This is a genomic window from Bradyrhizobium sp. BR 1433, assembly GCF_051547665.1.
Taxonomy (GTDB): domain Bacteria; phylum Pseudomonadota; class Alphaproteobacteria; order Rhizobiales; family Xanthobacteraceae; genus Bradyrhizobium; species Bradyrhizobium australafricanum.
The window spans coordinates 3,862,712-3,888,810 of the sequence record NZ_JBPUGG010000001.1 but is presented as its reverse complement, the minus strand read 5'-3'; the positions used below and the strand labels follow the sequence as shown (position 1 = coordinate 3,888,810).

The following is a 26,099-nucleotide window of genomic DNA, read 5'->3' as shown; positions in this document are numbered from 1 at the left end:
TCCGCCAGCAGCTGGTTTTGCGATGCCCGACGATCAATCCGCCATCCCGGCAAGGGACGCCAAGCGCCTGTTCGCAGGCCTTGCGGGCGCGCCGGCGCTCCTGCTTGCGGTGTCCGGCGGTCCCGATTCAGTCGCGCTGATGTGGCTCGCCGCGCGCTGGCGCCGCGCGCTCGCGCAGGGACCGCGGCTGGTGGCGGTCACGGTCGATCACGGCCTGCGTCCTGAAGCGGCTCGCGAGGCGCGCGACGTCAAGCGGCTGGCGCGAAGTCTCGAGCTGCCGCATCACACGTTGCGTTGGACTGGACCAAAGCCTGGAACCGGCGTGCCGGCAGCGGCGCGCGCGGCCCGCTATCGACTGCTCGCGCAGGCCGCACGCAAGCATGGCGCCACGCATATTTTGACCGCGCACACCCGTGACGATCAGGCCGAGACGCTGTTGATGCGGATGCTGCGCGGCAGCGGCGTTGCGGGCCTCTCGGCAATGGCGCGCGAGACCGAGCGCGATGGCGTCTTGCTGACACGGCCGCTGCTCGACATCTCCAAGGCCCAGCTGATCGCGACGCTGCAGAAGGCGCGCATCCGCTTTGCCGACGATCCGACCAACCGCGATCGAACCTTCACGCGTCCGCGGCTGCGCGCGCTGATGCCGATGCTCGCGGCGGAGGGCGGCAACGCGCGGAACCTGGCGCGGCTTGCCGCGCGGATCGCGCGCGCCAACGCCGCCCTGGAGGTGCTGGTCGACGGCGCCGAGCACTATCTTGCGTTGAAGAGCGAGGATAACTCCGGCACGGGCTTCGATGCTGCACTGTTCGCAGTAATGCCCGAGGAAATCCGCGTCCGTCTGCTCAAGCGCGCCATCGACCGCGTCGGACATGAGGGCCCGGCCGAGCTCGGCAAGGTCGAAACCCTGCTCGCCGCGATGGACGAGGCCTTGGATGGGACTTTGGGAAAACGCGAATCCAGGCTGAAACAGACCCTTGCCGGAGCGGTCATCAGCATCGCCGCCGGCCGGATCAGGATCGGCCCGGCACCGCCCCGCCGGGCGCGCTCCCGCTGAGCCGGGTTCGATTGTTTCAATCGCTGTCATAATCGGGCAAAGAGGCTTAACCACCCCGGAAAAACACCGGATTCAGCGCCATTTTTTGACCGGGAATCGCGCTAGGATGCGGTAAATAGTCGTGCGTGGTTCCCTTGGCATCTACCCCAGCGGCACCTAAATTGTATGCCATCGACGGGATGGATTCCCTGGGGATTCCCACAGAGCCTGCCCAAGGATAGAGAGAGGCCGCGATCCGCGCGACCACGAAGGAAGACCATGAACGCCAATCTGCGGAATTTCGCCCTCTGGGTCATCATTGTCCTGCTGTTGCTGGCGTTGTTCACGCTTTTCCAGAATCCCGGCCAGCGCTCGTCGTCCTCGGACATCTCGTTCTCGCAGCTTCTCACTGAGGTCGATCAGGGCCATGTCCGCGACGTCGTGATCCAGGGGCCCGAGATTCACGGCACCTTCAACAACGGCACGAGCTTCCAGACCTACGCGCCGAGCGATCCGTCGCTGGTGAAGCGCCTGTACGACGCCAAGGTGCAGATCACCGCGAAGGCGCCCGGCGACAACGTGCCGTGGTTCGTCTCGCTGCTCGTCTCCTGGTTGCCGTTCATCGCGCTGATCGGCGTCTGGATCTTCCTGTCGCGGCAGATGCAGGGCGGCGCCGGCAAGGCGATGGGCTTTGGCAAGTCGCGCGCCAAGATGCTGACCGAGGCGCATGGCCGCGTCACCTTCGAGGACGTCGCTGGTGTCGACGAGGCCAAGCAGGACCTGCAGGAGATCGTCGAATTCCTCCGCGACCCCGGCAAATTCCAGCGGCTCGGCGGACGGATTCCGCGCGGCGTGTTGCTGGTCGGCCCTCCCGGCACCGGCAAGACGCTGATCGCGCGCGCGGTCGCGGGCGAAGCCAACGTGCCGTTCTTCACCATCTCCGGTTCTGACTTCGTCGAGATGTTCGTCGGCGTCGGCGCGAGCCGCGTCCGCGACATGTTCGAGCAGGCCAAGAAGAACGCGCCCTGCATCATCTTCATCGACGAAATCGACGCGGTCGGCCGTCATCGCGGCGCCGGCCTCGGCGGCGGCAACGATGAGCGCGAGCAGACGCTGAACCAGCTGCTGGTCGAGATGGACGGCTTCGAGGCCAATGAGGGCGTGATCCTGATCGCGGCGACCAACCGTCCCGACGTGCTCGATCCCGCGCTGCTGCGTCCCGGCCGCTTCGACCGCCAGGTCGTGGTGCCGAACCCGGACGTCGTCGGCCGCGAGCAGATCCTCAAGGTTCACGTCCGCAAGGTACCGCTGGCGCCGGATATCAACCTCAAGACCATCGCGCGCGGCACCCCGGGCTTCTCGGGCGCTGACCTGATGAACCTCGTCAACGAGGCTGCGCTGACCGCCGCCCGCCGCAACAAGCGGATGGTGACGCAGGCCGAGTTCGAAGAGGCCAAGGACAAGGTGATGATGGGCGCCGAGCGCAAGTCGCTCGTGATGACCGAGGAAGAGAAGTTGCTGACGGCCTATCACGAGGGCGGCCACGCCATCGTCGGCCTCAACGTCGTCGCGACCGATCCGATCCACAAGGCGACCATCATTCCGCGCGGCCGTGCGCTGGGCATGGTGATGCAGCTGCCCGAGCGCGACAAGCTGTCGATGTCGCTCGAGCAGATGACTTCGCGTCTTGCCATCATGATGGGTGGCCGCGTCGCCGAAGAGCTGATCTTCGGCCGCGAGAAGGTGACCTCGGGCGCCGCCTCCGACATCGAGCAGGCGACCCGCCTTGCCCGCATGATGGTGACGCGCTGGGGCCTCTCGGAAGAGCTCGGCACCGTCTCCTACGGCGAGAACCAGGACGAGGTGTTCCTCGGCATGTCGGTCTCGCGCACGCAGAATGCGTCCGAGGCGACCGTGCAGAAGATCGACTCCGAGATCAGGCGTCTGGTCGAGGAAGGCTACAACGAGGCGACCAAGATCCTCACCGAGAAGCGCGAGGACCTCGAGGCGCTCGCCAAGGGCCTGCTCGAGTTCGAGACGTTGACCGGCGACGAGATCATCGACCTCTTGAAGGGCAAGAAGCCCAACCGGGAGTCGGTGCTGGAGCCGTCGACGCCGCGCGCCTCCGCCGTGCCGCCGGCCGGCAAGCCGCGCCCGCGTCCCGATCCGGACACCGGCATGGAGCCGCAGCCGCAGGCGTAAGCCTCGCCCGCGATGGCCGGCACGTCCGGCAAACCAGTTGTGCAAAAGCTCGGCCTCGAGCCGGGCTTTGTATTTTTGTCGACGGGTTGTCCGTTCCCTACGGCGACGTTGTCGGCAAACTGCCCGCCGATGTGCTGGTGGCGAAGACCGCACGGGCACCGCTCGATGTCGTGCACCTGTTCGCCGCCAAGGCCGAGGGGCTTGCGGCCAAGCTGAGGCGTTACCGTCAGGCGATCGCCCCTGACGGCATGATCTGGGTGTCGTGGCCGAAGAAGAGTTCGCGCGTCGCGACCGATCTTACGGAGAGACAGGTCCGCGAAACCGGGCTCGCGAACGGCCTGGTCGACGTCAAGGTCTGTGCGGTCGATAACGTCTGGTCGGGGCTGAAATTCGTGATCCCGGTCAGGGACCGCGGCAAGCGCTGAAATCGCGCCTTTCGAATATCCGTGGCCTCCGCTGCAACGCCGTGGCATCCTCCCGCCAAGCCGTCAAACGGCACAGCCGCGTTGTCTGAAGGCGCGGCAAGAAAAGGGGAGGGGAGGCCGATGCGCAAGGCATTCGGCGCGCTTGGCGCCATTTCGTTCCTGCTGCTGCCCACGTCTTCTCTCGCCGCCGAGATGCGCGGCGTCACATCAACCGAAATCAGGATCGGCCAGACTATGCCCTATAGCGGGCCGGTGTCGGCGTTCGGCGCGCTCGGCAAGGGCGAAGCCGGCTATTTCAGGATGCTGAACGAGCGCGGCGGCATCAATGGCCGCAAGATCAACTTCATCTCGTTGGACGATTCCTACGCGCCGCCGAAGACGGTGGAGCAGACGCGCCGCCTCGTCGAGAGCGACGAGGTCGCACTGATCTTCTCCTCGATCGGCACCGCGCACAACACCGCGATCGCAAAGTACCTGCAGGGCAAGAACATCCCGCAGCTGTTCCTGGCCTCCGGCGCCTCGAAATTCGGCGACGTCACGCAATTCCCGCAGGCGACGATGGGCGTGCAGGCGCCGTTCCGCTACGAGGCACGGCTGTATGCGCGCTATGCGCTGGCGAAGAATCCGAATGCAAGGTTCGCCGTCATCTCGCAGAACGACGACTACGGCCGTGACTATCTCGCCGGCCTCAAGGACGTGCTCGGCGAGAAGTATGATGCCGTCGTCACCGTTGCGACCTATGAGATCACGGACCCGACGATCAACTCCCAGATCGTCAAGCTGAAGGCCACCAATGCAGACGTCTTCGTGATTGCGGCGACGCCGAAATTCGCGGCGCAGTCGATCCGCAAGGCCTTTGAGATCGGCTGGCGGCCGATGACGTTCCTGTCCAACACCGCGGTGTGGATCTCGACCGTGATGCAGCCTGCCGGCGTCGAGGCCGGCACCGGCATCATCTCCACGGCCTATGTGAAGGATCCGGACGACCCGGCATGGAGCGACGATCCCGGCATGAAGGGCTGGCGCGAGTTCATGACCAGATACGTGCCGGAAGGCGACCAGCACGACACCAACTACGTCAACGCCTACAACAGCGCGATGGCGCTGGAGGCGGTGCTCAAGGCCTGCGGCGACGATCTCTCGACCGAGAACATCCTGCGTCAGGCATTCGCGATCAAGGGCCTGGAATTGCCGATGTTGCTGCCGGGCATCAAGGTCAACACCTCGCCGGCCGACCACGTGCCGGTCGATCAGATGCAACTGATGCGCTTCAACGGCAAGACCTGGGATCGCTTCGGCGAGCTTCAGACAGGGAATTGAGGGTGGGGCTGATCGCGCTTGAACTGTGAGCGCCGGGGATCAAACCCGTCATCCTGAGGAGCCGCGCAGCGGCGTCTCGAAGGATCGACGGCCCGACTGGTGGCCGATTCATCCTTCGAGGCTCGCCCAGCGGCGCAATTGCGCCGCAAGGCTCGTACCTCAGGATGACGGGACGACGATGCGATTTTGGACTTATGCAGCGTCGGTTAGTTCGTGCTCTGACCCGCCGCCGCGCCGGCTCTCTTCTCGTCCGAGCGCACATGGATCACGGCGATGTCGTCCTTGTACAGCCGTTTCCAGCCCTTCAGGTGATCCAGCGCGTTGCCGGCGGGCGAGTCCGAGCTCAGCAGCGTGGCATCGATCCGGTATTTGTCGAGCAGGCCCAGCAGCCGGCCGACGTCGCGGGCGTCGAGCGCATCGTAGTAGTCGAGCACGAATTGCTCGCCATAGAGCTCGGCGCGACCGTCGATGAACACCTTCATGTCGCGGCTCACCATGTAGCCGCCGAACGGCGCCGTGCTGAACACGCGCTGCGCCTTGTGCTGTTGCAGCACATCGACCGCGGCAACGGGCGAGAACATCGGCAGGAATTTGAACTGATGCTGCGCGACGAACATCGCCGTCGTCACCCATGCGCCGATCACCATCGCGATCACAGCCAGGATCGTGACGACGGGTAATGCGCGCGTTTCTCCGAAGCGGGCGGCGGTGGCGCCTGCTGTTCCCCATTGCTCGGCGATCGGCTTGGCGAGCACCAGCGGTGCGATGAACGCGAACACCTCGATGTTGCGGACATGGCTCAGCGCCATCCAGATCAGCCCGAGCAGCAGCAGGATCCGCGGCACCGACAGCGTCAGCCTGCGATAGCAGATCAGGCCGATCAGGCCGAGCAGCGTGGCTTCGAAGAAGCTGGGCTTGCTGAAATCCGCCGGCTTCCATTCCCCGATCAGCGTCAGCAATTTGCCGAGGCTGAGGATCTTGGTCGCGCCCAGCAGGCTGTTCCAGCCATAGGGCGTCAGGCAGCTCGCGCCCAGCGCGGCGAGGCCGAACAGGCCCCATCGCACGACAAGCCGACGGCGGCGGCCGGGCTCCGCGTTCCACACCGCCTCCAGTCCGATCGGTCCGATCAGCGCCAGGCCAAGAACGAAGCCGCCATGCAGATTGGCCCACAGCGTCATCAGCGGCAGCAGCCACCACGACGGTGAGGTGCGGCGATCCGCGGCCACGAGCAGGCCGCCGATGAACGCCAGCAGCACCGGCAGCGCCAGCACATGCGGGCGCGCCAGAAAGTGGATCGTCGACAACAGCAGCGCCAGCGCCGCGATCAGGAGCGCGCGCGCCGGATCGAAATACGGGCTCAACAGATGCAGGAAGATCGCGACCGTCGCGCCGATCGCCATCGACGACAGGATCACCGGCCCGGCCCAATCGCCGCCGTATACGAGCGCGTACACCACCTGCGACAGCCACGAGCTCGAGATCCAGGGCTCGCCGAAACGGGTGAACGAGAACACGTCCGATGTCGGCATCGCGCCGTGTTCGAGGATCCACTGTCCGACCCTGATCTGCCACATCGTGTCGGAATCGCGCAGCAGGATTTCGCCGGCCGAGAGATAGAACAGATAGGCGCCCACGGCGGCGCACAGCGGCACCAGTCCTCGCGCCGCGCTACGGCTGCTCACGCTGCTGGTGATGGAGAGTGACATGCGCTTTCTTGCTTGTTTCGGCCGGGGCATCCAGGGCCAACGCCACGCGTGACGCCAGCGCACACTCGACCACGGCTTCCGATAAATTCGGGTAAATGCCGCAAGCTCAGATGTGTCGCTTTCGAGCGATTGCCTTAGCCGGCGATTTACCATCGCGGCCATGATCCGGTCGGGGAGGGGGCCGCAGTGCCGCCGGCTCAATCAGAGGTGGTACCGGAGGTTGCAAAAAATCCTTACAATTCCAGCTTGTCATTCAGTCTGAATAGTTGTTCACTTCTTCAGACGATTGCGGGATCAATCGTTCAAAACGTTGAAGACTCGTGTGTTCTGCCGGTGGGCGCCGGCCGGGCGCACGGCGGGGGACGGAACGCGATGGTCTACCGGCGAACTCATCAGGTCGTGAAACGGCTGGCCGCGCGGCGCAGCGCCATCCTGTCGGCTGCGCGGGACGCGGCGGCGGCGGGCGGCATGGCAGCGGTCCAGATCGCACCCGTCGCGGTGCGGGCCAATGTCGCGGCCGGAACAGTCTACCGCTATTTCCCGTCGAAGGCCGAGCTGATCTCGGAATTGATCACTGAAGTCTCGCGCGACGAGCTCACGGCGATCCGGCGTGCCGCCGATGCCGCGCCAGGGCCGTCATCGGCGCTTGCCGCCGCGGTGACGACGATCGCGGTCCACGTGCTGTCGCAGCGCAAGCTCGCCTGGGGCATTTTGGCCGAGCCGGTCGACGTCGACGTCACCGCCTCGCGCCTCGCCAGCCGCCGCGATATTTCCGGCGAGCTGGCCATGCGCATCGATGCCGCGGTGCGCGCCGGCCACCTGCCGGCACAGGACACGGCGCTGGCCGCCACTGCCTTGCTCGGCGCGCTGCATGAAGCGCTGGTCGGCCCGCTGGCGCCGGCCAATCTCGACGATCCGATCAAGCTGCGTGACGCGGTGCAGACCGTGACGCTGCTTGCGCTGCGCGCGGTCGGCGTGATGGACGCACGCGCGCGGGGCCTCGTGGTGCAGGCGACGACTCCGGCGAAGGCGCTGGTCGGCGCCTGAGGCCAGCGCGCGCGAAGAACACTTCTGTCGCAATGGCGTTGTAGGTTTCGGGGCTGGGCTCAACCACCTCACGGAGCAACCCATGACGACGACCCATGGCTCGGCCAAATGGCAGGGCGGCATCAAGGACGGCAAGGGCGCGATCTCGACCAAGAGCGGCGCGCTCTCGGATTACCCCTACGGCTTCGCCAGCCGTTTCGAGGGCAAGCCCGGTTCGAACCCGGAGGAGCTGATCGGCGCTGCGCACGCCGCCTGCTTCACGATGGCGCTGTCGCTGATCCTGGGCGAAGCCAAGCTCACGGCGGAGCATATGGAGACCAAGGCCGATGTGACCCTGGAGAAGGTCGCCGACGGCTTCGTCATCACCGCGGTGCACCTGACGCTGTCGGCGAAGATCCCGGGCGCCGACGACGCGACGTTCCAGGAACTGGCCGGCAAGGCGAAGGCCGGATGTCCGGTGTCGAAGCTGCTCAACACCAAGATCACGCTCGACGCGTCGCTGCAGGGCTGATCGCGGCGCCTGAGTGTCCGGGGCAGGCCAACGCGTGGCCGCACGACACGTTGGCGCATGATGAGATTAGGTCCGATAGGAGCGCGTGATGGCGCTGCGCTCCCTCTCCCCGTTCTTCACGGGGAGAGGGTTGGGGTGAGGGGCCGTTTCCGCGTATTCGGTGATAGCTGTGTTTGCGGAGACTCCCCCTCACCCGGAACGCATCTAACGATGCGCTCCGACCTCTCTCGCACGCGGGGCGAGGTGAAGCGGAGCCGGTCGTTCGAATCCGAAGAAGTCGTTGTGTGTCAGAGCTGCGCGTCGCCCTTCGGGCCGACCGAGGCGATGCGCAGCATGTTGGTGGTGCCGGGCGCGCGCAGCGGCACGCCGGCAACGATGATGACGCGCTGGCCGGCCTTGGCAAAACCGTCGCGGAACGCAATCGAGCCGGCGCGGTCGACCATGTCGTCGAGATCGTGAGCGTCCTCGGCGACCACGCAATGCACCCCCCACACCACCGACAGCTTGCGGCCGGTGACGAGGTTCGGCGTGATCGCGACCACCGGCACCTTGGGGCGCTCGCGCGCCACGCGGATCGCGGTCGAACCTGATGACGTCCAGCAGATGATCGCCGACAGGTCGAGCGTCTCGGCGATCTGCCGCGCGGCGTCGGCAATGGCGTCACCCACCGTCGCTTCGGGATCGACGCGCTGCGCGTTGATCACGTTGCGATAGGTCGGGTCGCGCTCCACCTCCTCGCCGATGCGGTTCATGGTGGAGACCGCCTCCACCGGGAATTTGCCGGCGGCGGATTCCGCCGACAGCATGATGGCGTCGGCGCCTTCGTAGACGGCGGTGGCGACGTCGGAGACTTCGGCGCGCGTCGGCACCGGCGCCTGGATCATCGATTCCAGCATCTGGGTTGCGACCACCACCGGCCTGCCGGCGCGGCGCGCCATCCGGATCATCTGCTTCTGCAGGCTCGGCACCCGCTCCAGCGGCAGTTCGACGCCGAGATCGCCGCGCGCCACCATCAGCGCGTCCGACGCATCGATGATGTCGGCGAGGCGGTCGATCGCCTGTGGCTTCTCGATCTTGGCCATCACGGCGGCGCGGCCGCGGATCATCTTCTTCGGCCTCGATCACGTCCTCGGCACGCTGCACGAAGGACAGCGCGACCCAGTCGATCCCCTCCGGCAGCGCGGCTTCCAGGTCGGCGCGGTCCTTTGCGGTCATCGCCGACACCGGCAGATCGGTATCGGGCAGGCTGACGCCCTTGCGGTCCGACATCTTGCCGCCGATCACGACGCGCGTGATCGCGCGCTCGGGCGAGGTTTCCTCGGCGATCAGCCGCACCTTGCCGTCGTCGAGCAGCAGCGCATGGCCCGGGCGGAGCGCCGCGAGGATCTCCGGATGCGGAAGCTGGACGCGGCTGTTGTCGCCCGGCGTCTTGTCGGAATCCAGAATGAAGCTCTGGCCATTCTTGAGCTGGGTCGCGCCTTCCACGAACGAGCCAAGCCGCAACTTCGGCCCTTGCAGGTCGACCAGGATGCCGATCGGCCGGCCGTAGCTCAATTCGACATTGCGGATGGTCTTGACCAACTCCCGCATCTTGTCATGCGGGGTGTGGCTCATGTTGATGCGGAAGACGTCGGCGCCCGCCTCGAACAGCTTGCGGATCATCGCGCTGTCTGAGGAGGCCGGGCCGAGCGTTGCGAGGATCTTGATTCGACGCAGTCGTCTCATGGTTTGTTTCCGGGTGGTGCGGCTGGCGGCAGACCAGACGCGCCCGGAGGCGCTGCGCCCGGCGGCGGGTTGGGCAGGCCCGGCATCGCCCCGGGACTTCCTGGACCCACGCCGCCCGGCATTCCCGGTACTTTCTGCGGCTGTTGTTCGTTGGCTTCGGTCAGCTGGACGGTCCATGCACGCTGCTCGCCGGTGTCGACCTCGAAGAAGCCGGTGCGGTCGAACCCGCGCGCCAGGCAATTTTCGGTGCCCTTGATGGTGAATTCCTTGTCGCGCGAGCACATGAAGGCCTGGCCGGACCATTCGCCGCCGCGATCATAGTCGAGAGCGTAGATGTAGTAGTAGCGCGCCACAAGGTTGCCGCGCAGCAAGGTCTCGCAGGTGCGCGACGATACGTTCCACCAGCCCTCGGTGGTCCAGCCCTCGGCGTCCTTATAGCCGAGCGCGATGCCGACGCGGCTCGAGGTGTTGTTGCAGAGCCGGAAATCGGCGGCCGCCGGGCTCGTCCACAGGCTGGCCGCGACAAGCGCCAGCACCGGCAGGAGGCCGGCCAACGTCAGACGGATATTGCGGGGAGCTGAGGCGAGGGAATCTGTTGGGCTCATGCAGCGAAGCTATATCAAATCAAGGACGATTTCGCGTGCCCGGCCGGCACTGTCAACGGGCGGGCGCCCGTCTGCGATGCTGTCGGACCATGGCCGGGGTGGCCGAACCGGTCCGTTTTGCGCGCCGATATGGCAAAATCTGTGACAATTCCCACCTGATATCAATATGGTGAGCGCGACACACGGGATCACGATCATGAGCATTGACGACAAAACCAGAACGGAACTCGAGGCCGCGGTCTTCCGGCGTCTCGTCAGTCACCTGCGCAACCGCACCGATGTGCAAAACATCGACCTGATGAACCTCGCCGGCTTCTGCCGCAACTGCCTGTCCAACTGGATGAAGGAAGAGGCCGACGCCAAGGGCCTTATCGTGAGCAAGGACGAGAGCCGTGAGGCGGTCTACGGCATGCCGTATGAGGAATGGAAGGCGAAGTATCAGGGCAGCGCGACGCCAGAGCAGCTCGCGGCGATGAAGAAGGCCCAGAGCGGGCATTAAACCGACGGTGTCATTCCGGGCTGGTGCGCCAGCACCAGACCCGGAATCTCGAGATTCCGGGTTCGATGCTGTCGCATCGCCCCGGAATGACGTTTATGTGTGGAACGTCCGCATCTCCTGTGGGCGCGCTGTGGATGAGCGCGATGTTTCCTTGACGGAAGGCGCGCCAAAATCGAGGGTCGCCCGCAGCAAGCGGTGCGCAAGGCGCGTATTCGCGTAACATTTTGATACCTGTTCAGGAGTGCGCGATGGCCACCACGTCTGCCGCCGTCAAGGAAGAGCCCGCAACGCGATTTGCCAAGGACCAGCTCAAGTCCATCATCGAGCGCATCGAGCGGCTGGAAGAAGAGAAGAAGACGATCTCGGACGACATCCGCGACGTCTATGCCGAGAGCAAGGGCAACGGCTTCGACGTCAAGGCGCTGCGCGCCATCATCCGTCTGCGCAAGCAGGATCCGAACGAGCGCCAGGAGCAGGAGACCATCCTGGAGACTTACATGCAGGCTTTGGGGATGCTCTGAGGCGGCCAGCGGTCACTCCTCCGGGCGTTCGCCAAGGGCGCCCCCCCAAAGGCTCTCCTCAAGGCTCAGGTCAAAGCCGCTGGAAGACCTCCTGTCGAGGCTTGGGTGAAATCCCGGGATTTGCTACACTGCCGGCGAGGTAACCGGGCAGATCGTTCAGATGGACGTGCCAGGACCAGAGCGCCGGCTCGCTGCGGTCCTCGCCGCCGACATGGTCGGCTATAGCCGCCTGATGGAGGCTGACGAGACGGGCACCCTTGCGCGCCTCAAAACCCATCGCATCGAGCTGATCGATCCGGCCATCGCCAAGAATCGCGGCCGCATCATCAAGACCACTGGCGATGGCCTGCTGGTCGAATTCCACAGCGTCGTCGATGCGGTGCTGTGCGCGGCCGAGGTCCAGAGCCGGATGGCCAAGCGCAACGCGGACGTCGCGCCGGCGCGCTGGATGCAGTTTCGCATCGGCATCAATCTTGGCGACGTGATCGTTGACGGTGCCGATATCTTCGGCGACGGCGTCAACGTCGCGTCCCGTCTGGAGACGCTGGCCGAGCCCGGCGGCATCTGCATTTCCGGCGCGGTCCGCGATCAGGTCGGCGATCGCCTGGACGATCTGAGCTTCGAGGATCTCGGCGACCAGACCGTCAAGAACATCGCGCGTCCGATCCGGGTTTTCCGCGTTCATCTCGAATCCGGTGCCAGGCCCGTTCCGGAGCACCCGAGTGCTATGGCCGCCCCTGTCGTCGCCAAGAAGCCCTCCATCGCCGTGCTGCCGCTCGTCAACATGAGCGGCGATCCCGAGCAGGAATTCTTCGCCGACGGGCTCACCGAGGACATCATCACCGAGCTGTCGCGCTTCCACGATCTGCTGGTGATCTCGCGCAACTCGACCTTCGTGTACAAGGGCAAGGCCGTGAAGGTGCAGGACGTCGGGAAGGAATTCGCCGTCGACTATGTGCTGGAAGGCAGCGTGCGGAAGGCGGGCGGCCGGATCCGCGTCACCGTGCAGCTGATCGACGCCGTGGCCGATCGGCACGTCTGGGCCGAACGCTACGATCGCGAGCTTGCCGACATCTTCGCCATCCAGGACGAGATGACGCGCGCGATCGTAGCGACCTTGCCGGGGCGCGTCGAGGCTGCCGCGCATGACCGCGTCAAGCGCAAGCCGACCGACAACATGGCGGCCTACGAGTGCGTGCTCGCCGCCAAGGTGCTGCATCATCGCTCGGCACGCGACGACAATGCGGAGGCGCAGCGTCTGCTCGAGCGGGCCATCGTGCTTGACCCGAACTATGCCCATGCCCACGCCTGGCGGGCCTGCGTGCTCGGCCAGACCTGGGTCTACAACTGGTGTACCGACCGCGACGCGACCATGGCGCAGGTCGCCGCAGAGCTCGAGGTCGCGCTCAAGCTCGACGACAATGACAGCGACGTGCACCGGATCCTCGCCGCGCTGAACCTCAACCGCGACGACCACGACAAGGCGGCCTTCCACCAGGAGCGCGCGCTCGCGCTGAACCCGAATTACGACCTCGTCGTCGTGCAGCAGGGCGAGCTCCTGACCTGGCTCGGTCGGCCCGAGGAGGGCATCGACTGGATCAAGCGCGCGATGCGCCTCAATCCGTTCCATCCGGAGCGCTTCTGGAGCCATCTCGGCCGGGCCTGCTATTGCGCCGAAAAATACGCTGACGCCGCCGAGGCGTTCTCGCGGATCACGCGGCCCGATCACACCCATCACGCCTTCCTCGCGGCGACCTTGGCGCAGATGGGCGACGCGGTGGCGGCCTCCGCCCACGCCGCCGAGGTGCTGAAGCGCGAGCCGACCTTCTCGGTGTCAGCGCATCTGGCAACCCAGCACTACAAGCGCGAGCCCGATCGGGCACGCTTCGAGGCCGGCCTGCTCAAGGCAGGGCTGCCGGCGTGAACCGGCGCAAAGTTATCTTGTCGGCAGAGGTGCAGCGGCTCAGCGCAGCGAGGCGGTGCGGAGCACGAAGGACTGGGTCGTCAACAGGGCGGTCGCCGAGCCCGAGAAGCGGTCGCAGGTCATGCCCATCATCGGATCTTCCGAGAAGGTCATGACGACGGCGGCCTGCGGCTTGACGAAATGGGTCCGCATCATGGTCATGTCGGTGTCGCCAAGCACCGTGGTCAGCATGGCATTGCTCGCGCTCGGCGCCAGCATCACCACGCGCATCCAGATATCGTTGCCCTTGGCAGCCGAGATCCGCGCGGAGGTGGTGATCACGCCCTGGCTCGGTGCGCCCTTGGCAACGACGGTGTTGATTTCGGTGCTGGGAGCCGCGGCATTGCGCGTCGGGCGCACGTTGCGCGGGATCGGCGCGGTCGCTGCGACGATGTTGGCCCGATCGACCGGCGAGGCCGCGGGCGCATAGGCCAGCGCCTTGTTGAAGTTTTCGGTTGTCGTGCTCGCAGTGGTCTGCGGATCGCTACCGCCGACCGCCTCGCGGGCCTTCAGCGCGGCAATCTGCGCCGCCGACGCCTGCTTCGGCGCCTCACCCTCGTCACCCCAGAAGCCGCGGGCATTGATGATGTCGGCAGGGGATTGCGGCGCGGTGTTCTCGGCCACCTGCACCACTTGCACCGCCGGCTTCGCCTTCGGCATCGGCACGAGCTGGGCGTCGGCGGCGGCGAGCTGGATGGCGGCGGCGAACTGCGGCTTGGCGCGCGGCAGCGGAACCGGATCGGCGGCTTTGGCGGGCGCGGCGGCAGCCACCACGGTGTTGGCGGCGGGCTTGTCGTTCACGCTGGCCGCGCCTTCGTCTTCATCGTCACTCGACTTGCCGCCACCGAACAGCTTCGCGAACAGGCTCGGCTTGCCGATGGTCGCGGCATCGTCACCATTGCCGCGGCGCTCGATATCGGCCTTGGCAAGCTCATAGCCCTTGAGCGGCGTGCCGTCGGTCGGGACATGGACGGTGCGGCCGTCGGGGAACACCCTGACCAGCTGATCGCGGGTCATGCGCGGCCAGTGGCGGATGCTGCCGGTGTCGAGATGGACGAACGGCGAGCCCGAGGTCGGATAGAAGCCGACGCCGCCGCGCTGCAGGCGGAGGCCGGCGTAGCGGATCTGCTCCAGCGGCACGCCCGGGATGAAGAAGTCCATCGCATGCCCCAGCACGTGCTGGCTGTGGCGCGCAACGCCCGAGGAGCGGCGGCGGAGCATGGCGTTGGTGGCAGGGGCGCGATAGGCGGAGATGATCTGGATCGGCTGCTTGCCGCCGACGTCGTTATAGACGTCCCACAGGATGTCGAAGAGGTGACGGTCCATCACCGTTTCATCCTGGGAACGCCAGTCGCGCAGGAAGTGGTTGAGCTGCTTCAGCGCGCCTTCGTCGTAGCGGCCCTCGCGCTTGAAGGTGACGGTGAGGTCTTCGCCGGAATGGGTGTGGTGGAAGGAGAGGGTGCGGGTCTGGTTCAGCGCGGTGGCATCGTGCACCGATCCTGCGCCCGCCAACAGCAATAGCGCAGTCAGGCCGACTTGGTATCCGGCCTTAGGCAACGACAGCGGATTGCAGCGGCGTGCGAAGACAGCCAGCACTATGAGCCCACCCAGTCGACGAGCGTTCGGTCGGCATCTTTCGCAGACCCCCTGCGGAAGACGGTGAACGCTTTCTTAAAGCGGGAGGGTTAACCGAGGTTTACCGACCCGCCCCCAAGTTAGGCTTAACTAACTGGGCGACTGTGGCAAAAGATAGCCCTGCTCCCCGGCCGAGACCCGAAATGGTTAACGTAAACGATCTCACCTTTTGAGCGAGATCGTTGATTTTGCTTCAAAATTTATCCCAATCGGGCCGAAATGCAGATTAGCGGGTGATCACCCGGCGCTGCTGCTGGGCCTGCCCACGACGGATCGGCTGCGGCTCCGGCTGTCCGAATCCCCCGAACAGGCGCTCGAAGAAGTTTGGTCCGGAGGAGCCAAAGCCGTTGTCGCCGGCGACATTGACGCCGGCGGGCAGGCTGCTGCTCGGCGGACGCGAGTAGCTCGGCTGGGCGTGCGCCACCACCGTCTCGAGATCCTTGCCGCGGTTGTTCCTGAGCAGCGACAGCATGCTGGCATCGCGGCCGTAAACGTCCCTGCGCAATTGCAGCTTGCCGGCATCGTCCACGAACGCGGTCTGGTAGGTGATGTTCACCGGGATCGGCGTCGGGAATTTCAGGTCGACCTCGCTCGAACCGTACATGCTGCGGATCCGCTCCGGCGTGTAGTGCTGGTTCGGCTCGGTAATGTTGAGCAGGACGGCGGCGTACTGATCGGGATTCTGCACGCGCATGCAGCCGTGGCTGAAAGCGCGCTCGTCCTTCGCGAACAGGTACTTGTCCGGCGTGTCGTGCTGATAGACCAGGAACTTGTTCGGGAAGTTGAAGCGGATGCGGCCGAGCGCGTTGGCTTCACCCGGCGGCTGCGAAATGTGGATCGAGCCATCGCGGTTGCGCTCGAGCCTGAGGCCCATGCGCTGCAGCACCGTCGGATCCTGCTGCAGGGCCGGCAGATACTCGTTGTAGATGATCGACGGCGGCACGTTCCAGGTCGGATTGACCGTGATGTACTTCATCGTCTCGGTCAGAAGCGGCGTGGCATGCTGGCCGGGCTTTCCGGTGACGACGCGGGTGGTCCAGACCGGCGCGCCGTTCTGCATCACCTTCAGCGTGTAGTCTGGGATGTTGAGGATCACATAGGCATTGCCGACACTGGCGGCGCCGAGCTGGCGCGGCAGCCAGCGCCAGCGCTCCATGTTGACGATCACGGTGTCGATCTGCCGGTCGCGCTTCGGATTGTTCAGCGCCTTGACCGTGCGCTCGTCGAGAACGCCGGTCGGCTTGAGGTCGACGCTGCTCTGGAATTTCTCCACCGCCCGCGCGACCGTCGCGTCATACTTGGTGCTTTCGGCATTCTCGGTGACGCCGAGCTTGTTGCGCAGGTCCGGCACGCGCGGATCGTCCATCTCGACCGCGGCCTCCTTCTTGCGCGCCGGCAAATATTTCAGCGTCGGGCCGTCCGCGATAGTGATGACCGGGCCGTCGCCCTGGCCGCGCAGCTCGGCGAGCTTCTGCTTCAGCTCCTTGTAGAGCTTCTGCGGCGGGTTGTAGCCGTCGAGCGCGGCGGAGGCGTCTTTCGCGGAGGTCACATTGGCGAACACTTCCGCCGGATCGATCGGGTGCTCCGGATAGAGAATGTCCGCCGACACCTGCGACCAGTGCATGCGGCCGCTCTGGGCCTGGCGGGCGTAGTCCAGCATGCTGGCGGCGAGCTTCAGCTCGGCATCGGCCAGCGCGTCCGGCGAGGTCGCCGCGGCGAAATCCGGCACCGGATAGTCGGCGGCATCGAGGCCGTCGGCGGCCGCGTCCTTCAGGCGGGCGATGACGCCCTTGCCGGCGTCGGTCAGCTTGCCGGCCTTGGTGAACACCGGCGCGTATTCGCGAGCGGAATAGAATTTCTCGGCCGCCGCGCGCTCGTTCTTGCGGTCGAAGCTACGCAGCGACTTGCTGGCGAGCAGTTCGCGCAGCTTGTCGGCAACCGGCTGGTCCTCGGCGGCGACGTTGCTCGCCGCCTTCGCCGGTTCGCTCGCCGGCGCTGCGGCGGTCGCGGGGGCAGGAGCTGTGGCCGGCGCCGCTGCCGTTGCAGGCGCGGGGCTTGCGGCAGGCGCGGTGGCCGTTGCAGGGGCGGGGGTGGCCGCCGCCGGCGCGACGGCGGTATCGGTCTTCGGGGCATCGGCGGGCTTCGTCGCCGGCGCGGTCGCGACATCGGCGGGCTTCGGCTCGACGGCCTTTGCAGTCGCGCTCGGCTCCGCCGGCTTGGCGTCGACCGGTTTTGTCTCAGCGGGTTTGGCCTCGGTGGCGTGCACATCCGCTGGCTTCACGTCGGCCGGCTTGGCTGCATCGGGCGGCGCGGCGGTGGTGTCGGCCTTGAAATCGCTTGCGGTGGGGGGCGGCACGTTGGCCGGTTCGGGGCGCGGGATCGCCGCGTCGATCGCGAGTTCCGAGGCGCTGGAGTGCGGCGTGTCCTGCGCGAAGGCCGCGGTCGCGGACACCGTGAGGAAGGTTGCCGCGACGGCCATCAATACGCGGTCAAATCCTCGACGGTTGTTCGAACAGTCACGCATCGTCACACCCCCTGGGTGAAACTGCCCCTCATCAAACTGGAACAGTTCAAATCAGAATTTGGTTTCATAGCTTGCGCGAAGCGCCGGCCTCTCGATCGACTCGCACGCCTGCACACAACGAACGCAGACGATACCTTTGCCCCTCTCATGCAGCCAGCGCCATGCGGGGCAACTCACGACAAACTGACCTCGAAGCAGCTGATTTCACTCCGGGCTGTGCGTTTTTGCCACGCGGCACAGCCTTTGTCTGTCACCGCCACGACACGGTTCAAAAGGTTCCCTGGTGCGCCTGTCGGCCTTGAGAGCTAAGTGGCGTCGCTTGCGCGCGCGCCGGCCGCGGCTTCGTCGAGCTTGCGGTAGAGTGTCGAGCGGCCGATCTTGAGGCGGCGCGCGACCTCCGACATCTGTCCGCGATAATGCGAAATCGCGAAGCGGATGATCTCGTTCTCGAGATCTTCCAGGGGGCGCACCTCGCCCGCGGCACTGAGCATGGAAAGGCCGCCGGCGGTGGGCAGGGAGGTGGCAACCGGTATTTCATTACCGGAAATCATAGCGGGGGCCGTGGAAGGCGACACCACCAGCGGCTCGCCCTGCAGCGATTTGCCATCCGGCGCCGGATGCGCCGTTCCTTGCGGGAAATCGGCGAGCCCGAGCTGGTCGCCGTCGCTCATCACCACGGCGCGATACACGGTGTTCTCGAGCTGGCGGATGTTGCCCGGCCAGTCGAGCTGCGAGAGGTGAGCCATCGCCTCGCCGCTGATGCCGGTGATGTTGCGGTTCTCCTCGGCGCAGAACCGCGCCAGGAAATGCCGCAGCAGATGCGGGATGTCTTCGCGCCGCTGCCGCAGCGCCGGAATGGTCAGCGGCAGCACGTGCAGGCGATAGAACAGGTCCTCGCGGAACTGGCCGCCTTTCACGAGATCGAGCAGCTTGCGGTTGGTCGCCGAGATGATGCGAACATCGACCTTGACCGGCTTGCGGCCGCCGACCGCCTCGACGGTGCCTTCCTGCAGCGCGCGCAGCAATTTCACCTGCGTGGCCAGCGGCAATTCGCCGACCTCGTCGAGGAACAGCGTGCCGCCATGCGCTTCGACGAACTTGCCCTGATGGCGCTCGGTGGCGCCGGTGAAGGCGCCCTTCTCGTGGCCGAACAGGATCGATTCGACGAGATTGTCCGGGATCGCGCCGCAATTCACCGCAACGAACGGCCTGGCCTTGCGCTCGCTGCTGCCGTGAATGGCGCGCGCGAACAGTTCCTTGCCGACGCCGGATTCGCCCTCGATCAGCACCGGGATCGTCGAGGACGCGGCCTTTTGCGCGGTGCGCAGCACCCCGGCCATCGCCTCGCTGCGGGTGATGATGTCGGAGAAGGTCAGCCGGCCCTCGCGGCTGTGACGGATCCGCTGCAATTCGCCCTTCAGCGCCGAGGCGTTGAGGGCGTTGCGCAGGGAAACCTGCAGCCGCTCGAAGCCGACCGGCTTGACGACGAAATCCTGGGCACCGGCGCGCATCGCCGACACGACATTGTCGATGCCGCCATGCGCGGTCTGCACGATGACCGGGACGGTCAAACCAGCTTCACGAATTTTTGCGAGGACTCCAAGACCGTCGAGGCCCGGCATCACGAGGTCGAGCACGACGGCGTCAATCGCCTGCGTCTCGGATGCGGTCAGGGCCGCGATCGCCGCGTCGCCGCTGTCCACGACGAGGGGCTCATAGCCGCACTTCTGCACCATGTTTTCAACCAAACGGCGCTGTACTGCGTCGTCATCGGCGATCAAAATGGTGGCAGCCATGGTTTTCCCCGCACGCTACGTTTATTTGTCTCGAATCGGGGCAATGTCGCCGATGCCGATTAACGCACTCTTAAATGTTGCAAACCCGCATTCATTCCGCCGCCGCCGACATCTTTCCGACTGAACTAAGGTTACGAACAAGATGACCTCGCGCTCCAAAACTGCATCCAACAAGTCTGCCCTCAGCAAGGCCGCTCTCCGCAAGGAAGCCGCGTTGCGCAAAACGGCCGCGCAACGCAAATCGTCCGCAGGCGGTCCGGCGGCGAAAAAGGCAGCCAGCAAGACCGGCAAGCTTCCGGAATGGAATCTGGCAGATCTCTACTCCGGTATCGATGCGCCGGAGGTCGCACGCGACTTGCAGAAAATGGACGCAGATTGCGTCGCGTTTGAGACCGACTACAAGGGCAAGCTTGCCGAAAATACCGCCAAGGAAGGCGGCGGGAAATGGCTGGCCGAGGCGATCAGGCGCTATGAGGCGATCGACGATTTGGCTGGCCGTCTCGGCTCTTACGCCGGCCTGGTCCATGCCGGCGACAGCGTCGATCCCGCGATTTCGAAATTCTACGGCGATGTCTCCGAGCGGCTGACCGCCGCGTCGGTGCATCTGTTGTTCTTCTCGCTCGAGCTCAATCGCGTCGACGACGACGTGATCGAGCGCGCGATGGCCGAACCGGAGCTCGGCCATTACCGGCCGTGGATCGAGGATCTGCGCAAGGACAAGCCGTACCAGCTCGAGGATCGCGTCGAGCAGCTGTTCCACGAAAAGGCGCAAAGCGGCTACGCGGCCTGGAACCGGCTGTTCGACCAGACCATCTCCGGTCTGCGTTTCAAGATTGGCGGCAAGGAGCTCGCGATCGAGCCGACGCTGAACCTGCTGCAGGACAAGGCGGGGACAAGCGCAAGGCTGCCGCGCAGGCGCTCGCCAAGACCTTCAAGGACAATGAGCGCAGCTTCGCGCTGATCACCAACACGCTCGCCAAGGACAAGGAAATCTCCGACCGCTGGCGCGGCTTCCAGGATGTCGCGGACTCCCGCCATCTCAACAACCGCGTCGAGCGCGAGGTGGTCGATGCGCTGGTCGCCTCGGTGCGCGCGGCCTATCCGAAGCTGTCGCACCGCTATTACGCGCTGAAGGCCGGTTGGTTCAAAAAGAAGAAGCTGCCGCACTGGGACCGCAACGCCCCACTGCCGTTCGCGGCGACCGGCACCATCGCCTGGCCCGAGGCGCGCAACATGGTGCTGTCGGCCTATAGCGGCTTCTCGCCCAAGATGGCCGAGATCGCGGAGCGCTTCTTCAGCGATCGCTGGATCGATGCGCCGGTCCGTCCCGGCAAGGCGCCCGGTGCGTTCTCGCATCCGACCACGCCGTCGGCGCATCCCTATGTGCTGATGAACTATCAGGGCAAGCCGCGCGACGTGATGACGCTGGCGCACGAGCTCGGTCATGGCGTCCATCAGGTGCTGGCGGCGAAGAACGGCGCGCTGATGGCGCCGACGCCGCTGACGCTGGCGGAAACCGCAAGCGTGTTCGGCGAGATGCTGACCTTCAAGCGGCTATTGTCCCAGACCAGGAACGCCAAGCAGCGCCAGGCGCTGCTCGCGGGCAAGGTCGAGGACATGATCAATACCGTGGTGCGGCAGATCGCGTTCTATTCATTCGAGCGCGCGGTTCATACCGAGCGCAAGAACGGCGAACTCACCGCCGAGCGGATCGGCCAGATCTGGCTCAGCGTGCAGGGCGAGAGCCTGGGGCCGGCGATCGAGATCAAGCCGGGCTACGAGACGTTCTGGATGTACATTCCGCACTTCATCCACTCGCCGTTCTACGTCTATGCCTATGCGTTCGGCGATTGCCTCGTGAACTCGCTCTATGCGGTCTACGAGCACGCGTCCGAAGGCTTTGCCGAGCGCTATCTCGACATGCTCGCCGCCGGCGGCACCAAGCACTACTCCGAGCTGCTGCGGCCGTTCGGGCTCGATGCCAAGGACCCGAAATTCTGGGACGGCGGCCTGTCCGTGATCGCCGGCATGATCGACGAACTGGAGGCGATGGGCTGAGGCCCATCGGCGTTCCGGCCGGGCCGGGCGGCAGCCGGTCCCGTGCCAGTTTCGTTCGGCGTTTTTTGCGCCTGGCGGCATGATCGTTCCATGATGCCTGCGTTTGGGAGGGCGATCCTGCCGAGGGGCTGGCGCGGCGTCGTCGCTCGAACGTGGATCGGGGACGATTTGCGCTTCAAATCGCCCGATCGGGACCGCGCCGTTGCCCTGCCTATCCGTTTGCGGTAATGGCTCGCGGAGGAACGCGAATTTCTGACTGGGGACAGCGATGGCAGACCATAGCGAAGTGGCCTACACGACCGCCGACGGCAACGATTACGTGGCGCATGAGCAGACCTATGAAGGGTTTCTCATGCTGGTCAAATGGGGCACCATCAGCGTCGCCATCATTCTCGCCTTGATGGCCTATTTCCTGGTCTGATCCTTAGATCGGCTAGCGGCGCCGCCGTCCCGCGGCGGTGCCGGAATTGCTGTCGAAACCCGGATGTAAAAACCGGGTATCCAAATCTGGCGAAAATAACGCTAGTTTGAAGACGCGTGCGCCGCTCGCGCCGCCGGAGGGCCCATGAAGATTGCCGTTGCCAAGGAAATTGATCCGTCCGAGCCGCGGGTTGCGGCCTCGCCCGATACCGTGAAGAAGTTCAAGGCACTCGGCGCCGAGGTCGCGGTCGAGCCGGGCGCGGGCATCAAGTCGGGCCTTCCCGATTCGGAGTTCACCGCCGTTGGCGCCACCGTCAGCGCGGACGCGCTCAAGGACGCCGACATCATTATCAAGGTGAAGCGGCCGGAAGCCTCCGAACTGTCCAAATACAAGCGCGGCGCGCTGGTCATCGCGATCATGGATCCCTATGGCAACGAGGCCGCGCTGAAGGTGATGGCCGATGCCGGCGTGTCCGCCTTCGCGATGGAATTGATGCCGCGCATCACCCGCGCGCAGGTGATGGACGTCTTGTCCTCGCAGGCTAACCTCGCCGGCTACCGCGCCGTGATCGAGGGCGCCGAGGCCTTTGGCCGCGCCTTCCCGATGATGATGACCGCCGCCGGCACCGTTCCGGCCGCCAAGGTGTTCGTGATGGGCGTCGGCGTCGCCGGCCTGCAGGCGATCGCGACCGCGCGGCGGCTCGGGGCCGTCGTCACCGCGACCGACGTGCGCCCGGCCACCAAGGAACAGGTCGAATCGCTCGGCGCGAAATTCCTCGCCGTCGAGGACGAGGAATTCAAGAACGCGCAGACCGCCGGCGGCTACGCCAAGGAAATGTCCAAGGAGTACCAGGCCAAGCAGGCCGCGCTGACCGCCGAGCACATCAAGAAGCAGGACATCGTGATCACGACCGCGCTGATCCCGGGCCGTCCGGCACCAATGCTCGTCACCGGCGAGATGGTGAAATCGATGAAGCCCGGCTCGGTGCTGGTCGATCTCGCGGTCGAGCGCGGCGGCAATGTCGAGGGCGCGAGGCCCGGCGAAGTGGTCGAGACCGATGGCATCAAGATCGTCGGCTACACCAATGTCGCGGGCCGCGTCGCCGCATCGGCCTCGGGGCTCTACGCGCGCAACCTGTTCTCGTTCATCGAGACGATGGTCGACAAGGCCAACAAGGCGCTCGCGGTCAATTGGGACGACGAGCTGGTGAAGGCCACCGCGCTGACCAAGGACGGCGCCGTCATCCATCCCAACTTCCAGCCGAAGTAAGGAGAGAAGCCATGGAGCATCTCGCGCAGGCCGTCGATCCGTTCGTGTTCCGGCTGTCGATTTTCGTCCTCGCCGTGTTTGTCGGCTATTTCGTGGTGTGGTCGGTGACGCCGGCGCTGCATACGCCGCTGATGAGCGTGACCAACGCGATCTCGTCGGTGATCGTGGTCGGCGCGCTGCTCGCGGTCGGCGTCGGCATGGTCTCGAGCGGTTCGGGCTGGGCCCGCGGCTTCGGCTTCGTCGCGCTGATCTTCGCCTGCGTGAACATCTTCGGCGGCTTCCTGGTCACCCAGCGCATGCTCGCGATGTACAAGAAGAAAGCCAAGTGAGCGGCAATCACCTCGGGGTGATGAGGATTTTGGGGGACCTGAGATGAGCGCCAATCTCTCTGCACTGTTGTATCTCGTGGCGGGGGTGCTGTTCATCCTGTCGCTGCGCGGCCTGTCGAGCCCGGCGTCGTCGCGCCAGGGCAACATGTTCGGCATGATCGGCATGGCGATCGCCGTCGGCACCACGCTCGCGAGCCATCCGCCGGCCGACGGCGTGGCCTGGCTGCTGGTGATCCTCGCGGTCGCGATCGGCGGCGGCATCGGCGCCGTCATCGCGCGCCGGGTGCCGATGACCTCGATGCCCGAGCTCGTCGCCGCGTTCCACTCGCTGGTCGGCATGGCCGCGGTGCTGGTCGCCGCCGGTGCGTTCTATGCGCCCGAGGCGTTCGACATCGGTACGCCCGGCCACATCCATCCGCAGAGCCTGGTCGAGATGTCGCTCGGCGTCGCGATCGGCGCCTTGACCTTCACCGGCTCGGTGATCGCGTTCCTGAAGCTGTCGGCACGGATGAGCGGCGCGCCGATCATCCTGCCGTTCCGCCACGTCATCAATATCGTGCTGGCGCTGGCGCTGGTGTTCTTCATCGTCGGCCTCGTGATGAGCGGCAGCGCGCTGGACTTCTGGCTGATCACCATCATCGCGCTGGCGCTCGGCGTGCTGATGATCATTCCGATCGGCGGCGCCGACATGCCGGTCGTGATCTCGATGCTGAACTCCTACTCCGGCTGGGCCGCGGCCGGCATCGGTTTCACGCTCGGCAATTCGGCGCTGATCATCACCGGTGCGCTGGTCGGCTCGTCGGGTGCGATCCTGTCCTACATCATGTGCCACGCGATGAACCGCTCGTTCATCTCGGTGATCCTCGGCGGCTTCGGCGGCGAGACCGCCGCAGCCGGCGGCGGCAGCGGCGAGCAGAAGCCCGCCAAGCTCGGCTCGGCGGACGATGCCGCCTTCATCATGAAGAACGCCTCCAAGGTCATCATCGTGCCCGGCTACGGCATGGCGGTGGCGCAGGCCCAGCACGCGCTGCGCGAGATGGCCGACATCCTGAAGAAGGAAGGCGTCGAGGTGAAATACGCCATTCACCCGGTGGCGGGCCGCATGCCCGGCCACATGAACGTGCTGCTGGCCGAAGCCAACGTGCCCTATGACGAAGTGTTCGAGCTCGAGGACATCAACTCCGAATTCGCGCAGGCCGACATCGCCTTCGTGATCGGCGCCAACGACGTCACCAACCCGGCGGCGGAAGAGGACAAGACCTCGCCGATCTACGGAATGCCGGTGCTGCAGGTCTGGAAGGCCGGCACCGTGATGTTCATCAAGCGCTCGCTCGCCTCGGGTTATGCCGGCATCGACAATCCGCTGTTCTACCGCGACAACACCATGATGTTGCTCGGCGACGCCAAGAAGGTCACCGAGAACATCGTCAAGGCGATGTAAGGCGGTAGCGATGGCGCTGAACCGGGAGTGGCATCGAGCGCATCGCATGCCGCCCCGGGCGACGCGCGAGCAGCGCATCAAGTGGCACGTCGCGCATGCGGCGGCATGCGCGTGCCGGCCGGCCCCCGACAGCATCAAGGCGGACGTCGAGAAGCTGCTCAAGCTCCGCGGCAAGACATAGCCGCGGCCACCGCTGATGGCACTGGCACTCGCAATCCTGAAATGGTTCCTGATCGCCGCGGTCGTCGTCTATCTCGGCGGGCTCGCGATGCTGTACGTCAAGCAGCGCGAACTGCTGTTTCCGATCCCGCCGGTCGGACGGACTGCGCCGGCAGCCGCGGGCCTTCCCGAAGCGGAAGAGCATGTCCTGGCCACCGGCGACGGCGAGAAGGTCATCGTCTGGCACGTGCCGGCGAAGCCGGGCCGGCCCGTCGTGCTGTTCTTTCATGGCAACGGCGATTTCCTTGCCGGGCGCGTGGCGCGCTTCAAGGCCATCACGGCCGACGGCACCGGGCTGGTGGCGCTGTCCTTTCGGGGTTACGCAGGGTCGAGCGGGTCTCCGAGCGAGCAAGGACTGCTGCAGGACGCCGCGGCGGCCTACGCCTTCACCACCGCGCGCTACCGCGCCGAGCAGATCGTGGCCTGGGGATTCTCGCTCGGCAGCGGCGTTGCGGTCGCGCTCGCCGCCGAACATCCCCTCGGCAAGCTGATCCTGGAGGCGCCCTACACATCAACGGCTGACGTCGCCGGCGCGCATTTCTGGTATGTGCCGGTCAGCCTCCTGATGCGCGATCAATTCCACTCCGACCGGCTCATCGCGCAGGTTAAGGCGCCGCTCCTGATCATGCATGGCACCGACGATCCGGTGATCCCGATTCGCTTCGGCGAGCGCCTGTTCGATCTCGCCCATGAGCCCAAGCAATTCGTGCGACTGCCCGGTGGCGGGCACGACAATCTCGACGATTTCGGTGCGATGGCGACGGCGCGGCGGTTTATCGGCGCCGCAAGAGGCTGACGGCGGCGATTGTCTGTCGCATAATCGCGCCACCGAAGTGAGGGGACCCCA

The 26,099-nt window shown here is 65.6% G+C and carries 20 protein-coding genes and 2 pseudogenes; 16 read left to right on the top strand and 6 right to left on the bottom strand.

The window, feature by feature from the left end; all coding sequences use genetic code 11:
- Positions 1 to 22: 22 nt before the first annotated feature.
- The 4 genes from tilS (at position 23) to ACSKB9_RS19055 (ending at position 4,983) form a co-directional block, all read left to right on the top strand.
- On the top strand, positions 23 to 1,057 hold the full coding sequence (gene tilS, locus ACSKB9_RS19070) for a tRNA lysidine(34) synthetase TilS (protein ID WP_438074901.1): 1,035 nt from the start codon (positions 23 to 25) through the stop codon (positions 1,055 to 1,057).
- Between the two features lie 258 nt (positions 1,058 to 1,315).
- The gene (ftsH, locus tag ACSKB9_RS19065; RefSeq protein WP_018268750.1) at positions 1,316 to 3,238 is read left to right on the top strand and encodes an ATP-dependent zinc metalloprotease FtsH; all 1,923 of its coding nucleotides are present in this window, start codon (positions 1,316 to 1,318) and stop codon (positions 3,236 to 3,238) included.
- 86 nt (positions 3,239 to 3,324) lie between these two features.
- Entirely contained in the window at positions 3,325 to 3,663 is a 339-nt protein-coding gene (locus ACSKB9_RS19060; RefSeq protein ID WP_438074899.1) for a DUF3052 domain-containing protein, read from the top strand.
- A gap of 120 nt (positions 3,664 to 3,783) precedes the next feature.
- A complete protein-coding gene (locus ACSKB9_RS19055) occupies positions 3,784 to 4,983 on the top strand; it encodes an ABC transporter substrate-binding protein (RefSeq protein WP_438074897.1) in 1,200 nt (399 codons plus the stop codon).
- Between the two features lie 206 nt (positions 4,984 to 5,189).
- Here the strand turns inward: ACSKB9_RS19055 and ACSKB9_RS19050 are convergent, their stop codons facing one another.
- Positions 5,190 to 6,689, bottom strand: a complete 1,500-nt coding sequence (locus tag ACSKB9_RS19050) for a hypothetical protein (RefSeq protein WP_438074895.1) — start codon at positions 6,687 to 6,689, stop codon at positions 5,190 to 5,192.
- Between the two features lie 372 nt (positions 6,690 to 7,061).
- On the opposite strand from ACSKB9_RS19050, the gene ACSKB9_RS19045 reads away from it, so the two are divergent.
- Both ACSKB9_RS19045 and ACSKB9_RS19040 read left to right on the top strand, forming a co-directional pair.
- Entirely contained in the window at positions 7,062 to 7,736 is a 675-nt protein-coding gene (locus ACSKB9_RS19045; protein WP_026191806.1) for a TetR/AcrR family transcriptional regulator, read from the top strand.
- Positions 7,737 to 7,818: 82 nt separating this feature from the next.
- Entirely contained in the window at positions 7,819 to 8,247 is a 429-nt protein-coding gene (locus ACSKB9_RS19040) for an OsmC family protein (RefSeq protein WP_438074893.1), read from the top strand.
- Between the two features lie 287 nt (positions 8,248 to 8,534).
- Here ACSKB9_RS19040 and pyk read toward each other — a convergent pair.
- Both pyk and ACSKB9_RS19030 read right to left on the bottom strand, forming a co-directional pair.
- Positions 8,535 to 9,972 (bottom strand): annotated as a pseudogene (pyk, locus tag ACSKB9_RS19035) (pyruvate kinase).
- A complete protein-coding gene (locus ACSKB9_RS19030) occupies positions 9,969 to 10,577 on the bottom strand; it encodes a DUF1036 domain-containing protein (RefSeq protein ID WP_438074891.1) in 609 nt (202 codons plus the stop codon). The pseudogene pyk and the gene ACSKB9_RS19030 overlap by 4 nt, the downstream one beginning before the upstream one ends.
- A 196-nt stretch (positions 10,578 to 10,773) precedes the next feature.
- Between ACSKB9_RS19030 and ACSKB9_RS19025 the strand changes: the two genes are divergently transcribed.
- The 3 genes from ACSKB9_RS19025 (at position 10,774) to ACSKB9_RS19015 (ending at position 13,521) form a co-directional block, all read left to right on the top strand.
- Positions 10,774 to 11,076, top strand: coding sequence for a DUF1244 domain-containing protein (locus ACSKB9_RS19025; RefSeq protein ID WP_438074889.1), 303 nt, complete (start codon positions 10,774 to 10,776; stop codon positions 11,074 to 11,076).
- 248 nt (positions 11,077 to 11,324) lie between these two features.
- Complete coding sequence (locus tag ACSKB9_RS19020) at positions 11,325 to 11,597, top strand: DUF2312 domain-containing protein (protein ID WP_016841616.1); 273 nt, start codon at positions 11,325 to 11,327, stop codon at positions 11,595 to 11,597.
- A 160-nt stretch (positions 11,598 to 11,757) separates the two neighbouring features.
- The gene (locus ACSKB9_RS19015) at positions 11,758 to 13,521 is read left to right on the top strand and encodes an adenylate/guanylate cyclase domain-containing protein (RefSeq protein ID WP_438074888.1); all 1,764 of its coding nucleotides are present in this window, start codon (positions 11,758 to 11,760) and stop codon (positions 13,519 to 13,521) included.
- Positions 13,522 to 13,560: 39 nt separating this feature from the next.
- Here ACSKB9_RS19015 and ACSKB9_RS19010 read toward each other — a convergent pair whose 3' ends face one another.
- The 3 genes from ACSKB9_RS19010 to ACSKB9_RS19000 form a co-directional block, all read right to left on the bottom strand.
- Positions 13,561 to 15,156, bottom strand: coding sequence for a DUF882 domain-containing protein (locus ACSKB9_RS19010; RefSeq protein WP_438074886.1), 1,596 nt, complete (start codon positions 15,154 to 15,156; stop codon positions 13,561 to 13,563).
- Positions 15,157 to 15,421: 265 nt separating this feature from the next.
- A complete protein-coding gene (locus ACSKB9_RS19005) occupies positions 15,422 to 17,719 on the bottom strand; it encodes a L,D-transpeptidase family protein (RefSeq protein ID WP_438074884.1) in 2,298 nt (765 codons plus the stop codon).
- A gap of 305 nt (positions 17,720 to 18,024) precedes the next feature.
- On the bottom strand, positions 18,025 to 19,515 hold the full coding sequence (locus ACSKB9_RS19000; protein ID WP_438074882.1) for a sigma-54-dependent transcriptional regulator: 1,491 nt from the start codon (positions 19,513 to 19,515) through the stop codon (positions 18,025 to 18,027).
- Between the two features lie 142 nt (positions 19,516 to 19,657).
- On the opposite strand from ACSKB9_RS19000, the pseudogene ACSKB9_RS18995 reads away from it, so the two are divergent.
- The 7 genes and pseudogenes from ACSKB9_RS18995 (at position 19,658) to ACSKB9_RS18965 (ending at position 26,048) form a co-directional block, all read left to right on the top strand.
- A pseudogene (locus ACSKB9_RS18995) lies at positions 19,658 to 21,573 on the top strand (M3 family oligoendopeptidase).
- 268 nt (positions 21,574 to 21,841) lie between these two features.
- Positions 21,842 to 21,994 carry an aa3-type cytochrome c oxidase subunit IV gene (locus ACSKB9_RS18990; RefSeq protein ID WP_092080774.1) on the top strand — a complete coding sequence of 51 codons (153 nt, stop codon included), beginning with the start codon at positions 21,842 to 21,844 and terminating at the stop codon, positions 21,992 to 21,994.
- 144 nt (positions 21,995 to 22,138) lie between these two features.
- A complete protein-coding gene (locus tag ACSKB9_RS18985; RefSeq protein WP_225162440.1) occupies positions 22,139 to 23,263 on the top strand; it encodes a Re/Si-specific NAD(P)(+) transhydrogenase subunit alpha in 1,125 nt (374 codons plus the stop codon).
- 11 nt (positions 23,264 to 23,274) lie between these two features.
- Positions 23,275 to 23,592, top strand: a complete 318-nt coding sequence (locus ACSKB9_RS18980) for a proton-translocating transhydrogenase family protein (protein WP_016841609.1) — start codon at positions 23,275 to 23,277, stop codon at positions 23,590 to 23,592.
- Between the two features lie 43 nt (positions 23,593 to 23,635).
- The gene (locus ACSKB9_RS18975; RefSeq protein WP_028335992.1) at positions 23,636 to 25,033 is read left to right on the top strand and encodes an NAD(P)(+) transhydrogenase (Re/Si-specific) subunit beta; all 1,398 of its coding nucleotides are present in this window, start codon (positions 23,636 to 23,638) and stop codon (positions 25,031 to 25,033) included.
- A 10-nt stretch (positions 25,034 to 25,043) separates the two neighbouring features.
- Positions 25,044 to 25,214, top strand: coding sequence for a hypothetical protein (locus ACSKB9_RS18970; RefSeq protein ID WP_438074879.1), 171 nt, complete (start codon positions 25,044 to 25,046; stop codon positions 25,212 to 25,214).
- Positions 25,215 to 25,229: 15 nt separating this feature from the next.
- Positions 25,230 to 26,048: an alpha/beta hydrolase gene (locus tag ACSKB9_RS18965; RefSeq protein ID WP_438074877.1), complete on the top strand. Its 819-nt coding sequence runs from the start codon at positions 25,230 to 25,232 to the stop codon at positions 26,046 to 26,048.
- The last annotated feature ends 51 nt before the right edge of the window (positions 26,049 to 26,099 follow it).

Excerpts from the sequence above, each read along its gene's own strand:
- ACSKB9_RS18970 (WP_438074879.1), top strand. The coding sequence starts at position 25,044 with ATGGCGCTGAACCGGGAGTGGCATCGAGCGCATCGCATGCCGCCCCGG.
- ACSKB9_RS18990 (WP_092080774.1), top strand. The coding sequence starts at position 21,842 with ATGGCAGACCATAGCGAAGTGGCCTACACGACCGCCGACGGCAACGAT.
- ACSKB9_RS18980 (WP_016841609.1), top strand. The coding sequence starts at position 23,275 with ATGGAGCATCTCGCGCAGGCCGTCGATCCGTTCGTGTTCCGGCTGTCG.
- ftsH (WP_018268750.1), top strand. The coding sequence starts at position 1,316 with ATGAACGCCAATCTGCGGAATTTCGCCCTCTGGGTCATCATTGTCCTG.
- ACSKB9_RS19000 (WP_438074882.1), bottom strand. The coding sequence starts at position 19,515 with ATGGCTGCCACCATTTTGATCGCCGATGACGACGCAGTACAGCGCCGT.
- ACSKB9_RS18985 (WP_225162440.1), top strand. The coding sequence starts at position 22,139 with ATGAAGATTGCCGTTGCCAAGGAAATTGATCCGTCCGAGCCGCGGGTT.
- ACSKB9_RS19050 (WP_438074895.1), bottom strand. The coding sequence starts at position 6,689 with ATGTCACTCTCCATCACCAGCAGCGTGAGCAGCCGTAGCGCGGCGCGA.
- tilS (WP_438074901.1), top strand. The coding sequence starts at position 23 with ATGCCCGACGATCAATCCGCCATCCCGGCAAGGGACGCCAAGCGCCTG.
- ACSKB9_RS19055 (WP_438074897.1), top strand. The coding sequence starts at position 3,784 with ATGCGCAAGGCATTCGGCGCGCTTGGCGCCATTTCGTTCCTGCTGCTG.
- ACSKB9_RS19025 (WP_438074889.1), top strand. The coding sequence starts at position 10,774 with ATGAGCATTGACGACAAAACCAGAACGGAACTCGAGGCCGCGGTCTTC.
- ACSKB9_RS19030 (WP_438074891.1), bottom strand. The coding sequence starts at position 10,577 with ATGAGCCCAACAGATTCCCTCGCCTCAGCTCCCCGCAATATCCGTCTG.
- ACSKB9_RS19015 (WP_438074888.1), top strand. The coding sequence starts at position 11,758 with ATGGACGTGCCAGGACCAGAGCGCCGGCTCGCTGCGGTCCTCGCCGCC.
- ACSKB9_RS19045 (WP_026191806.1), top strand. The coding sequence starts at position 7,062 with ATGGTCTACCGGCGAACTCATCAGGTCGTGAAACGGCTGGCCGCGCGG.
- ACSKB9_RS18975 (WP_028335992.1), top strand. The coding sequence starts at position 23,636 with ATGAGCGCCAATCTCTCTGCACTGTTGTATCTCGTGGCGGGGGTGCTG.
- ACSKB9_RS18965 (WP_438074877.1), top strand. The coding sequence starts at position 25,230 with ATGGCACTGGCACTCGCAATCCTGAAATGGTTCCTGATCGCCGCGGTC.
- ACSKB9_RS19005 (WP_438074884.1), bottom strand. The coding sequence starts at position 17,719 with ATGCGTGACTGTTCGAACAACCGTCGAGGATTTGACCGCGTATTGATG.
- ACSKB9_RS19020 (WP_016841616.1), top strand. The coding sequence starts at position 11,325 with ATGGCCACCACGTCTGCCGCCGTCAAGGAAGAGCCCGCAACGCGATTT.
- ACSKB9_RS19040 (WP_438074893.1), top strand. The coding sequence starts at position 7,819 with ATGACGACGACCCATGGCTCGGCCAAATGGCAGGGCGGCATCAAGGAC.